At 42.2% G+C, this 13,926-nt stretch carries 7 protein-coding genes; all 7 read left to right on the top strand.

The annotated features are described in order from the left end of the window. The first annotated feature begins 148 nt into the window (after window positions 1–148). The 7 genes from V6669_RS27465 to metK all read left to right on the top strand — a co-directional run bounded on the left by V6669_RS27465 (window position 149) and on the right by metK (window position 13,800). Window positions 149–4,060, top strand: a complete 3,912-nt coding sequence (locus V6669_RS27465; protein WP_338588714.1) for an S-layer homology domain-containing protein — start codon at window positions 149–151, stop codon at window positions 4,058–4,060. A gap of 204 nt (window positions 4,061–4,264) precedes the next feature. Further along, the gene (locus tag V6669_RS27460; RefSeq protein WP_076332560.1) at window positions 4,265–4,606 is read left to right on the top strand and encodes a hypothetical protein; all 342 of its coding nucleotides are present in this window, start codon (window positions 4,265–4,267) and stop codon (window positions 4,604–4,606) included. A gap of 586 nt (window positions 4,607–5,192) precedes the next feature. After that, on the top strand, window positions 5,193–8,480 hold the full coding sequence (locus tag V6669_RS27455) for an S-layer homology domain-containing protein (protein ID WP_338588713.1): 3,288 nt from the start codon (window positions 5,193–5,195) through the stop codon (window positions 8,478–8,480). A 136-nt stretch (window positions 8,481–8,616) separates the two neighbouring features. Continuing rightward, window positions 8,617–11,214 carry a hypothetical protein gene (locus tag V6669_RS27450; protein ID WP_338588712.1) on the top strand — a complete coding sequence of 866 codons (2,598 nt, stop codon included), beginning with the start codon at window positions 8,617–8,619 and terminating at the stop codon, window positions 11,212–11,214. A gap of 140 nt (window positions 11,215–11,354) precedes the next feature. Then, entirely contained in the window at window positions 11,355–11,921 is a 567-nt protein-coding gene (locus V6669_RS27445; protein WP_091036335.1) for a hypothetical protein, read from the top strand. Window positions 11,922–12,069: 148 nt separating this feature from the next. Further along, entirely contained in the window at window positions 12,070–12,342 is a 273-nt protein-coding gene (locus V6669_RS27440) for an alpha/beta-type small acid-soluble spore protein (RefSeq protein ID WP_017691962.1), read from the top strand. A gap of 255 nt (window positions 12,343–12,597) precedes the next feature. Then, on the top strand, window positions 12,598–13,800 hold the full coding sequence (gene metK / locus V6669_RS27435) for a methionine adenosyltransferase (RefSeq protein ID WP_091036339.1): 1,203 nt from the start codon (window positions 12,598–12,600) through the stop codon (window positions 13,798–13,800). Window positions 13,801–13,926: the final 126 nt, after the last annotated feature.

The following is a 13,926-nucleotide window of genomic DNA, read 5'->3' as shown; positions in this document are numbered from 1 at the left end:
TTACAGCTATTCTTGAATATTATTCCAGACCCAACCTTATCCCTTGTGGATAAGGTTTTTTGTTTATTTTGAGGTTTTTACTAAATAATTGGAACCTTTTGCCGATATATAAAGGTAACTGACTTAAAAAGAGGAGAGATGATACGTAATGCAACAAAAGAAACGGCCGTTGGTCTGGATCATGTTGGTCACCATGGTGTTCTCATTGTTCCCACAAGGTCTATTCGGTGGTTCCGTTGCTTCGGCTGCCAACGCACAGACTACCTATTTTACACCAGACAATACTCTGATTAGTAACACATCTGATCTTAACTTGGATGATTCCACTAATACGAGATTTCTGTCCCGGTCTTTGGCTTATCAAACGACTTCAGGGACAATTACAATAACAGGTGCTTATGCATTTGTATCGAAAGATACAATGCGGGTTAAAGTGGAGCAACTGAATTCCGTTGTAGAAGGCAATAAGACAAAATGGGAGCCAGATGCCACACGTTCCAATACAACCGCAGTTACTGCAAGCACCGCGGGTAATAATAAATTTTCCGCCAACAATCTTACCCTGTTCCCCGGGTTCAACCGGATTACGTTCTACGGTAGTCAAGGTTCAGTAGAGCGTTCAGATACGTTCTATGTACTCTATGATCAGGTTCCTTTTATTCAAGATTTTAAAATTTTTACCGATCCAAGCACGGGTTCTAACACATCTTATGGTCTAAATGAAGGATCGCAGACCGTTGTAAATACACAGTTCGTCTCTGTTCAAGGTAAAGTGCAAAATGCGAATAAGGTAACTGTTTCTCTTAATGGAGAAGAAGAGCTTGATTCCTCTTTGCTTCAGAACGGGACATTTTTCACACCACAATTGAAGCTAAAAGCCGGATTGAACAATTTGAAATTTAAGATTGCCAATGGCTCAGATTCAGTGATTACCGAGCGGGCTGTCTATTATTATGACAAGGATCAGCCGTTCTCTACACTCAACGTAATGTTAAGTACGACAGACAGTAAGTCTGTTCTGGATAATATACCAACGTTCTCTACAACAGCTGCACAAGCACAACTAGACGTACAAATGGTGTTACCATACGCGGCAAGCAACAGCACATTCAAAGATGTGGGCTCGTTCACTGTGAACGGAACGACCATGACATTCAGCGATCCAACAGAAATTATTATTCCAGGTCCAGACGGATCTACACCGGAATATCGCATAGTAACGTTCAAAACAACCAATGCATATCCGTTACAAACAGATGGAGCAACACCAGCAGTAATTCTCAAGAATCAAACGGTCAACGCTGTTGTTGGATTTGGTAACTTCAGTTCCGGTTATCAAGGGAAGTTCATTTATGCTCCAGGGGTAAAAGCAATTACGAACATGTACTACCTTCCGGATTACAATGGTGGTGCAGTGACCAATAAAGTTGCTTTGAATAATGCACAGATTGACAAAGAAAGCTTTTATATTATGGTGGAGTCCAGTCAGGATATTGGAGCAGAAGTGCCAATCGGAGAATATTTGCCTACAGGTGCAACGAAATTAACCATTGAGGCGCCTGCTGCGCTTACCCCTGCTCCTTCAGGGCTGACAACCAAGCAAGCTGTCTACCTGGTGAAAAATTTGGCCAATGGTACGCAAAAAATTCGTTTCTATTATTCAACGCCAGACCCATCGTATGATGTGACTGTATCATATTCATCCAAAAGTTATATTTATGTAGCTAACTTGTATGATGGACAGACCTATACCTTTAATTCTAAAATAACTCAGAAATTGAAGGTAGATGGTGAGTTTGTAGGGTTTAGTACATTGCAATCTCCTCAATTTGTTGGCCAGTTATTGGTCAATGGTGTAAACACAACTGTTACAGGTTTTCCTGGAACAACAGTTGGAAAGTTTTCTTTCGAACTTCAGATTGGGGGTACGAATGGTAATCTTGTGTACGGTGAAAATACGATTACCATTACAGGTACGGATAAGGACGGCGCTGGAAAGACGAAAGTAATCGAGAAAAAATTAAGGATATATATTTCGGATAGTAATGTTTCCAATATTGATAAATTCATGCCGGTTCCCGTTCCGACGGATACTCGTCAGGATTTTACCAAGGCAGATGTCAGTCTGTATACACCTGAGGAAATGTCCAATATTTTCAAAGTTACAACGGACTTTATCATTAGGGATGGCAAATACGTAACGAGTGAAGAGAGATATGATCTGGTATTCAAAGGTGGCGGTGCACAGATTGCTAACCTATACTCAGGCTCTAAGCTGATCTACACGTATAATCCAATGCCGGAAACAGATACAGCGGATACCAATAAACAAACTTTAGATAGTCATATTTCTGATTTTGCAGGTAACCAGGATGAATTCATGGTTCGGATCCGTAACTATGTCTTTGATACACCTGGCAGCCATGTATACACGTTAGAGTTGATTAACAGTACAGGTGCAAGAACAACACAACGACTTGAAATCGTAAGGGAGCCATCTTCCTATCGCATTCTTTCTCCTGTAGCAACTGTAGGTGAGCAGATTGTCGTGAATAAAAACTATGTAAACTTTGACATTGAAGCCGAAGGTGCTACACAAGTTCTAATCGATAAAGTGCCTGCCATTAAACGTCCAGATATGAATGATCGCTTTGTTCTGAATTATGTGGGGTTGAAACAGGATAAGAGCAATGCTATCAAAATTCAGATTATTAGGGATGGCGCTACCATCAACGACACGATAAATGTGTTCTATACGGGCACAGTCGGAACAGATGCACAGTATATGACACCTAAAATTGCCAACAAATATTCGGTATTTAACAAGAAGGTTGAATTGGCCTTCCCTAAAGGCACCATACTGCAATCGGCTTCCAAATCGAGCAGTGGTGTAGTCAAATTTTATCCAGATAATAAAATTTTGTTTGGTATTGCCGATCCGAAGGATGGCGTGCTTGAACGGAAAAATGACTATGGCTTTAATATCGGACAGGCTGATCCTCGCAGTACGGGAGGACTGACACCGATCACAGTACCAACCATTTTAACAGAGTTGTTTAACTCAAATCTGACTACAAGTAACTTTGTGCCAATTTCGGAGACATACTGGATCAACGGCGGAATTGGTGAGCTTGGAGATAAAGGATCGAGTGGGTACAAGCCTGGAACAGATGGTGTGACACCTTACTCGTTGGAAGGGAGCTTTACGCAGTATCCAACAGAACGTGTCCTAGTCCCTTCTAACCGGGGAACGTTAACGCTTGCGTATGATCCGACCATTGTTGATGAAGTAGGTTCAACGATTACGGTATTCCGTTACACAGACAAAACCAACATTGGTGAATGGGTACCGATTGGCGGAGTAGTAGACACCAAGAAACACACAATTACGGTTTCATTTGATGAGTTTGGATACTATAAAGTTATGAAGCAAAGTAAGAGCTATCAGGACATCACGAATCATCCATGGGCAAGAAATCTGTTGAATGCATTGTATTCCAAAGGGATCATGAATAACCTGCGTTTCAACGCGTTTGGTGCAGATGATCAGACGACACGGGGAGAATTTGCTACCTTGCTGATTAAAGGTCTGGATATTCCATTGAACTATACCAATACACAAACCTTTACTGACGTGTCTCCTACGACCAAGAGCGATACGTGGGACTATGCCTCCATTGAGACAGCAGCGAGAGCAGGTATTGTAACGGGTTTAAGCGATGGATATTTTGGAGTAGAGGACTCAATTACACGTGAACAGGCAGCGGTAATGATTGCACGGGCAATGAGTAGCAAGCTTGCGGCCAATGATAGCAAATTGTCCTCAGCTTTAGCGAAGTCGTTCCAGGATTCCACTTCCATTGAGTACTATGCTCGTCCGTCAGTACAAGCAATAACAAAAGCGAAAATTATGGAAGGTAGCCCTGTACAGGTTACAGGATCTACCAAAACGATGTATCAGTTTAATCCTAAAGGGAATCTGACACGTGCGGAAGCAGCCAAAATTGCTGTAGAACTTCTTAAGAAGAGCACGAAGTTATTCCCTAAAACATTGAGCTAATCTAGCATAGTTGAGATAATTTTAGGAAGGACCTGTCCCTTTTACTAAAGGGATGGGTTCTTTTTATGACTGAAGAAGAGCTTGTATAGAATTCATTTATAATAGAAGAAATCTGTTTTTTACCAATAACTATTTTTGTAATTTGCTAGAGATTAAGATACAATAACGGTAAATACACAATGATCTAGAGGGTGAAGTTAGCTAATGAAACCGATTTATTCGAGAGCCCAGTTGGGCTACATGAAGGCAAAGACACAGTTCGAGAAGCAGGCAGTCATTCTGGAGAAAAAGTTGGAAGATACACGTAAGACAGAGGAGATCTCTCAGGAAGTCATGGAAGGACTTGTACAGTCCACCGGCTTCCATGATGCGTATAACAGTCTGGTTCTGGCCGAGAATGAATTGATTGAATGGTCTCACACCACGATGAAGCATGAGAAGACATACCGGGAGAACAGACAACCAATTGACGATATGTATCTGAGATTGAACAGCGATCCGAATATGCGTGCTCAGATTATTGAGCTAGCGATGAAGATTCGCTAAGTTATAGTGACTTATTGAAGAAGAGGGCCCTGGGGGTCCTCTTTTTTATTTTCAATATTGTAGAATTTGTCGCTTCATTGTGGAAAATAACGGGTATAAATAAACGTCCACAGCATTCCTTACACAGAGTGATTTCGGAAAATACGTCATTAATTCAACTGCATTAAAGGATTTGAATCCGTTAAAGACCCGCACTGCATCAATACATAAATAAATTCAAAACTTTTTTTGAGGAATCCGCAACTTTTTGAAATCTGCTGCGTTTAAGATGTAGAGTCGAAAACATTGGGCAACTTACCAAGAATGACCTCGTGAAGAATCTTGTCTATTTATTAGAAAAAATTGCTTTACGGCACGAGAGACCCATTGTATAATACGTAAGGTAGGATTAGGAAACTACTCTATTTACGTATGATTCTATCTTTTATTCTTGTTTACAAGTTTCTGTGATATGCTCACAGACATCATTTATATTAACTTGCTCATAACTCTGGAAAGGGGGTGCGACAATAGAATGAGGAATACGAGCGACCCTATTAAAGAAAATTCCAATGTTATGAACGCCCAAGGAGGAGACAAAAAGGTTATGAAGAAAATTTTATCCGTAGCACTGTCTACAGCAATGGCATTCTCAATGTTTGCATCTGTAGCATTCGGTGACACAGCAGTAACACCACAACAACAGTTTGATGCTTTGAAAGCAAAAGGTATCTTCAATGGTTACCCAGATGGAACAGCTGGTCTGGACAAAGAGATGACTCGCGCTGAGTTCGCAAAAGTTATCACTAAATTGCTCGGTCTGAAAGAGATCACTGGAACTCTTTCTTACAACGACAAAAACTACACAGCTAAAAACTGGGCTGTACCTTACATCGAAGCAGTAACTGCTGCGGGTATCATGGAAGGTAAAAACGTAGAGAAAAAAATCTTCGACTTCAATGGTAAAGTGACAGTAGCTGAAATGGCTACAATCTTGACTCGTGCACTTGACCTTGAAATCCCAACTGAAACTAACAACAATGCAGCAGCATGGGCTAAAGGTTATGTTCAAGCAGCGATCAACGCAGGTCTGATCGACGCTAACGCTAACTTCAGCGGCAACGCTTCCCGCGAATTGTTGGTAGGTGCAGCTTACTCTATCGATCAAGCTCAAAGCTTGAAAGTAGAATCTTACACAGTAACTGAAGCTGGTAAAGTAGTTGAATTCAAAATCAGCGACGGCGAAACTGTTAAAGTAACTTTGGATAAAGCTCTTGAAGCTAACAAAGAAACTGAAGTGAAATTCACTTACAAAGATAAAGAGTTCACTGAGAAAGTTACTTATGTAGTAACTACAGCTACTAAAGTTGAGAGCGTATCTGCTACTAACTTGAAAGAAGTAACTGTAAACTTTGACGGAGACGTTAATAAAGCATCTGCTGAGAATGTAGCTACTTACACAATCAAAGATGAAGCTGATAACAATGTTTCTATCAAGTCTGTAGAACTTCAAAACGGTGGTAAGTCTGTTATTCTGACTTTGACTAATTCCCTTACTAACCAACAAGACTACAAACTTTCTGTTAACTCGCTGAAAGGTTCAGACACAACTAAACTTGTATCTCAAAAAGATATTGAGTTCAAACCAGTTGATTCTGTATTGCCTACAGTAGAGAATGTTGAAGGTTTGGGTAATAAAGCAGTTAAAATCACATTCTCTGAGCCAGTAGTTGTAACAAGTTCTGTTGCTGCAACATTCAAATTGGACGGAAATGCAATTTCTGGTGTGATTTCAGGATCTGGTACTCGTGAAGTGATCGTTGAAGTGTTCAACACATTGAGTGTTGGTAAACACACTTTGACAATCAATGATCGTGTTCAAGACTATGTTCCTTACAAATTGATTGAAACAACTAAAGACTTCGAAGTTGTTGAAGACAAAACTGCTCCAACAGTTACAGAAGTTAAAGATGTTACTCTTGAAGGTGCGACAGTAGTATTTAGCGAAGATGTTAAAGACTCTGAAGCAATCAAAGGTGGTAACTACTACTGGTTGAATGGTTCGACTAAACATTATGCTAACAGCACTGTTGAAAGAATCAACTCCAAAACATTCAAATTGACATTCAGTGGTTCCGATAAGCTTCCAGCTGTTGCAACTGATCTGTATGTTCAAAACATTCTTGACTACAGTGGCAATGTGATTGCGGCAGATACTAAAGTATCTATTAACCCTGTGGTTGACCAAGTTCGCCCTGAAGTTGTAAGTGCATTGTATGATGAAAATTCTTACGATAGCATTAAATACACTTTCTCTAAATCTGTTGATCTTTCCACTTTCAAAACTACAAACGTAGTAATTAAAGATAAAGATGGTAAAGCAGTAACAGATGTTGGTGTATCCATCTTTGGTGGTGCTACTGGAACAGCTAAAGAGTTCACACTTCAATTCTCTAAAGCTTTGGATGCTGGTAAATACACAGTTGAATTGTCTGGATTGCAAGACACAACAACTTTGAAAAACACTATGCTTCCACACACAACTACAATTGAAGCTAAAGATGCTGCAGCACCTTCAGTAGCTGGCGTATCCGGTAACGGAAATGTGTATTATGTAACATTCAGCAAATCTATGGATGTATCTTCTACAGCTTCTATTCTTAACACTGAGAACTACTTTGTTAAGTACACAAGAACTGGAACAGCTAATGACATCACAGGTAAATTGCCAGCTGGTACGAACATCACACCAGTGAATGACAATAAAGGTGTAATTATCACTTTGCCTACGAATGTAACTGCTGTTAAAGAACTTACAATTCAAGGTGTTAAGAGTAATGCTGGTGTATTCTTGTCAGGATACTCTGCAACATACGGAACTGCTGGAAACCCAATCACTAACACATTCAAAGTAGATCGTGCAAATGCAACTGCAAAAGATACTGTTTTGGTTAAATTCAACCAACCAGTTTCCAATGTTGACAGAACTGCATTCTCTATTGCTTCTAACACAATCACAAATGCTGTTGTTGATTCCAATGACAATACAGTAGTTAAATTGACTCTTGGCAGCAAGTTGAGTGCAAATGCGGGTGAAACTCTTGCATACACTGTAGATGCAGCTAAAAACCTTGTTAATGCTCCATTGACTGCAGATAGCATTACTATCTTTGATACAATCGCTCCATCTGTAAGCAAAACTGATGGTAAAATTGCATTGGGTGCTGGTGGAGATATCTCCTTCAGTGGTACTACAAATGATGTTACTATTAAACTTGATGAAGAGGTAGTTGTTAAAAACACTGCCAACTTGAAAGATAACTTCAAAGTTTACAAAGCAGATGGTACTGAAATCACTTATGGTAGTGGATCAAACACTTATGCTGTGAAGAACGCAAATGCTCTTACAAACGCTGCAGGTGCAAACTCAATCGTGCTTGACTTTGCAAATGTTAACTACAGTGGAGCTATCAACATCGTATTCACAAACAGCAACGGAAACTTCGTTGATGCTTCTGCAGTAGGACTTGATGGTGTTGCTAAAACAGACCTGAAACTTGCTGATTTCGATACTCGTGGTTCCGATAACTCCACTGGTACTTTGGCAGTTACTTCTGGTACTAGCGCAGCTCCAGCTGTAGCTGATATCACTGTAAATGTTGTTGTTGGTACAGGTGATAGTGTTGAAGTAGATAACGTAGTTGCAGGTGACATTGTAAAAGTATACGATGTTGCAACTGGTGGAACAGCGATTGGTTCTGTTACATCTACTGGGACAACTGCTACTGTTACAGGACTCACTTTGAACCCTGCTGGTGATACAGTTCATGTAACTGTAACTAAAGCTGGTAAAACTGAATCTGCACGTACAGCTGTAACTTTTGCTGCTGAATAATTAATTCTTTTTAAAAAAAGTGTTTCTCTCTTTAAGAGAGAAACACTTTTTTTTGATTTAAACAACATCGTAACTTTCTCCCCTTCCCAAACGTTTATACTATAATAGCAACAAGAAACTTATGGGAGGTTTGGAAGTGAATCAAAAGAAAATGTTTGTGAGCTTGCTCGCAAGTGCAATGTTGATTAGTTCAACAGCTGGCATAGCCATGGCAGCGAGCACAACCAATAAAACGTCTGCCATCAGTTCAAATAGCAGTACATCGAAGAAAACAACAACCACCACGAAACAGGTTGTACATACACTCGGTAACCTATCGGCTGTTAAAGTGACAGCACGAAGTTCCGTAAGATTAACAGATGTGAATATCTTGGCTCAGGACGATGGCAATGTGGTTACGTATACATTGTCTTACAAAAACAATGACAGCACCCCAATGATGATGCTCGATTACTGGAGCAAGGTGAAAACTAAGGGTGGAACATCGTTCTCGCCCAAACTGATTGCAAAAGATCAGGAAAAGAAAACAGTCGCGCCTGGATCAACGGTTGACCTAACCTATGTTATGAAAGTGGGTCGCGAAGTGAAACTCAGTGATCTGAACTTTCTCATCGTTAAATGGGATTTCAGTCAAACTAATTATGAACGTACGCTGGGTAAGTTTAACGTGCCCGCATCCTATAGCATTACCACTCCTGTAGGAAAACCAAAGACGGTTCGTCTGAGTGATTCTGCGGTGAAGGTGAAAGTATCAGGTATTAAAGTGTTTCCAGGTGAAGATAAGAAACAGTATGTGAAAATTGGCGTGAATTTAAACAATATTAGTTATAAATTGCTTGAAAATCCGAATATCAAATGGATTCTACGTACGCCAAGTGGTACGAACTATCCCTTAACTCCGGATAAAGACAGTACGAATGTTAGCATTCAGGCACAGGCCAATAAGGCACTTAGCCTGATGGCATCTCTTCCTACGTCAGTGAAGCTGCAAAAGTCTGAGCTCTTGCTTGTAGAAGAACAGGGTGAAGAGAAGAGTGTTCTGCCTGTTGCTGCTCTGCAATTGCCAGAGGCTAGCAAGACGAATGTAGAGGTTGCTGCCAATCAGCCCAATATCATCTCTGTTGAAGGACAACGACTGTCCACATTGCTTGAATCTGCTAAAGTTCGAATCGATGATGGTGAGTATAGTCTTAACCTTCAAATGAAGCTAAAGAATGAAGGCAAGAAAGCCATTAAGGTGCCGGCATATACCTTCGAGGTACGGAATACAGACGGAACGGTCTATCCGATCGAAACCAAAGCTCTGGATACTTTGAAGTTGAACCCAGGCGATATCAAGACGATTAAGCTAAGTACAACCCTTCAGGGTGATGGTAATACAAGCAAAATCAAGCTGTATGTAATGAGTCCGGTCGACAAAAATGAAAGCACAGAATCCACAACGTCTTCTCCAACAAATGGATTTGTTTTCTCCTATCCTGTAGGTGTCTATGCGATTCCTGAATCGGTATCCAGTGGAGATGGATTGACGACCGAAACGGTCATTAAAAATAACAAAGGTACATTTGGTGTATCTTTTGGATCGCTACAGCGGTTGCCGTGGCTTGACAGTGATATTATTGCGGCAAAAGTGACCATTCGTAACGCAGGTAACAAAACAGTCCAACTTCCTGAACTTGAAGCAATGTTTATGATTGATTCTGCTGAGATTGAGGGAGACAAGAAGCTAATTTATACACAAAGTGGCAAGCTACTTGGAGCAGGCATGACAACCGAGGCGTACCTGTTGACCAAGATTCCTTCTGAATTACGTATCTCTCGTCTGGAACTTAGTCTGAACGAGAAAGTTAGTGAAGAAGAAACGAATGAGTGGATCACGCTCAACACGTCTGGACTGATTTCACCTGTATCTTATGTTGGAAGCGGCAAGACATACACATCGGGTACAGCGGATAAAGAGACCGAAATGGGTGTGCGGAGAACGATTCGTTATCCAGGAACGTCATCGGACATCGTATATACCGAATTCGAAATGACGAACAAATCACTCCGTCAAAGTGGTCTCGGTAAACTAGTAGGATACTTCAAAACATCGGATGGCCAATATTACAGGGCAACAGCGAAACAAGCAGAGCGTTTGCCTGGACCGGGTCAAAAGTCGATTGTTACGTTCTGGGCTAAGATTCCGAAGTCCGTTACCTTCTCAGACTTGCGTCTGATTGTGGGTGAAGGTATTGCAGACAGCAAGTTTGTAACGGGCGAAGGGGAAGCAACTGCTTATGTGAATGCTCTGGCATTCGAAGTGCCGCCAACCTCCATTAGTGTTCAAGGCTCGTTAACCAATATTGATCTCTATCCTTACTCTTGGACTGCCAACAGTGTGAGAGCATACCTGGCAGGCAGCTCGTCTGTACAGATCGAGATGAATTACAGCTTATCACGTAATGAAGAGATTGAGATGGGCGAGAACGAGCATAAGTTAATCCTTACAATGACGGATCAAGCAGGCAAATCATATGAGAAAGAGTTGACTTTGGGAACCGATCTGAAAGTGGGAACCAACCAGACACTGAGTTGGAGCGTAGAAGACAGCTTCTTCGAGAAGCTGCGTGGCGGTTCGTATCGCTTAAGCGTAGATGATCAGTTCCAGGGACAACGTCTTCGTCTTGCGGAACAAAGCTACGGATATGACCTGACCAAACTTCCGAAGGAAGAACCCGTCGATATAAGATAGATGGATAGATTCAAATAATCGTTAGATTTGTCCACAAAACCTCGTTTCCACCTCCAAGGAAACGAGGTTTTGCTTGTCGCATCTCTATTTTTTCTCTATAGTTAAAGTTAATAGATTACCAGAGGAGGAAAATGATTCACATGAAACCTTATATGAAAGTATCCCTTGCTGCGCTCGCGATTGGTGTTGGCGTGTGGGTTGGGTCGGTATACAGTAATACAGCGATCGGTGCAGGGACAAGCCAGCCAGGAACAGCAGACGATCCAGTTGTAACGAAGAGTTATGTTGACCAGCAGATTCAAAAAGCATTGGGTGGTGGCGTTAGCACGGGTTCTGGCAATTCATCCGGTAATAATTCCGGATCTACGGGAACCGGGAACTCAGGTAGCACAGGTGGAGACACTTCGCTTCCTCCACTGGTCTCAGGCGCTTCTGATGCCGTTGAGATCGTAACCGTGAAGCCGGGTCAACAGCTGATCGGCAAGTCTGGAGCGGAGTTCATTGTACGTAGCGGCAAAGCTGTGATCGTCAGTGAAGGTACGAATGGTGTAGCGGATCTGACGGACGGGATTGACCTGACGAATGGACAGGCAGCGCCGACCAATCACCTGCTCTCTTTTCCAAGGGATGGACGGGGGATCACGGTATTGGAAGGAAACAAATATAGCCTAACCGTAATGGTTCGTGGTGGATATACTCTGAAATAGGATTTGTAGCTGTTAAAGGAATTATTCATTAGTCTTACTTTTCATTTGCTCAGATTACCCATTTCTAACAAACATTAATACGGCTAGCCAACCTTGTTCCTGCTCACTCTATAACTGTTGACAATCAATTAATGGAGGTGCAGGAACCATGGCTAGAAGCAATCGCAAAGTGGTACCCGAAAGTCGTCAAATGCTGGATCAGATGAAGTATGAGATTGCTGCAGAGTTTGGTCTCAATGTAGGTTATGGTGGCAGAGGTTTAGCTGGTGCGGATACAGAATTTGGATCTGAACTGGGTGAAGTGAGTGATCACTCTTATGGGCAATACAAAGGGTGGGGACATCTGACTTCCCGCGAGAATGGATCGGTTGGTGGAGAGATCACCAAAAGGCTAATTCGTCAGGCAGAGCAGCACTTATAGGGCATTTTCCTTACCCCATTTCGTTTGACACGTCTTGACAAATACGTTAAGATGGCACTTGAGGTATGCAACCTTTTCCACTAGGGAAAGGTTGATTTTCGTTTGAGGCAATTACCTGAAAAATCCTTATCTTCGGTACTGCGGACTCCGCGTCCTTATTCCATTTTGGAAAGCTTCGAGGGTACAGTGAACGAATCGCTGTCATGTTTTGTTCGGGCAATCGCCATACTACTAGTTATGGGAGGTTGAAACTTCATGTCTGTTAAAGGCCGGCATCTATTTACATCGGAGTCTGTAACTGAAGGACATCCGGATAAAATCTGCGATCAGATCTCAGACGCCGTATTGGACGCGTTTCTTGCAAACGACCCCAATGCTCGTGTAGCTTGCGAAGTTTCCGTAGCCACAGGCTTAGTGCTTGTCATCGGTGAAATCAGTTCAGCTTCTGAATACGTGGACATTCCGTCCATCGTTCGTAATACAATTAAGGATATTGGCTACACACGTGCCAAGTTCGGTTTTGATTATAACACTTGTGCAGTTCTGACTTCTCTGAATGAGCAGTCCGCTGATATTGCCCAAGGCGTGAACGCAGCGCTTGAGAATCGTGACCCGGAACAAGTCGCTCGTGAAACAGAAAACATTGGTGCAGGTGACCAAGGTCTGATGTTCGGTTTTGCAACGAACGAGACACCAGAACTCATGCCTTTGCCAATCGCTCTGTCCCACCGTATCGCACGCCGTCTGGCGGAAGTGCGTAAGAACGGTACATTGGAATATCTTCGTCCGGATGGTAAAACGCAAGTAACGATTGAATACGACGGTGACAAGCCGGTACGTGTGGATACAATCGTGGTGTCTACTCAGCACGCTGAAGAGACTACACTTGCGCAGATCCAAAAAGACATCAAAGAACATGTCATCTTGCCTGTGGTACCAGCTGAATTGCTGGATGAGCAGACTAAATATTTCATCAACCCAACAGGACGTTTCGTTATTGGCGGACCTCAGGGAGATGCAGGCCTTACTGGACGCAAAATCATCGTAGATACCTACGGCGGTTATGCACGTCACGGCGGTGGTGCGTTCTCTGGTAAAGATCCAACAAAAGTAGACCGCTCCGCAGCATATGCGGCTCGTTACGTAGCGAAAAACCTTGTAGCTGCAGGACTTGCAGACAAAGTGGAAATCCAGCTCGCTTACGCGATTGGTGTAGCCAACCCGGTATCAATCAACGTGGATACATACGGAACTGGCAAAGTCAGCGACGAGAAATTGGTTGAGCTTGTACGCAACAACTTTGATCTTCGTCCGGCTGGCATCATTCGTATGCTGGATCTGCGTCGCCCAATCTACAAACAAACTGCTGCTTACGGTCACTTCGGCCGTACAGACCTGGATGTACCTTGGGAGCAAGTGGACAAAGTAGACCTTTTGAAAACTCAAGCAGGTCTGTAAGTTAGCTAACGCTATATGGTCATCCAATGAAGCCCTTGATTCCGCTATGGAATCAGGGGCTTTTTGCATCTTTTTACAAAATTAAGAACCATACATTTCCATTTTGTTAATTGAAAATCTCCCTCT

It is taken from the genome of Paenibacillus sp. Y5S-9 (assembly GCF_036894235.1).
GTDB lineage: Bacteria > Bacillota > Bacilli > Paenibacillales > Paenibacillaceae > Paenibacillus.
The sequence above is the reverse complement of the archived record's forward strand: the minus strand, read 5'-3'. Positions and strand labels throughout refer to the sequence as shown.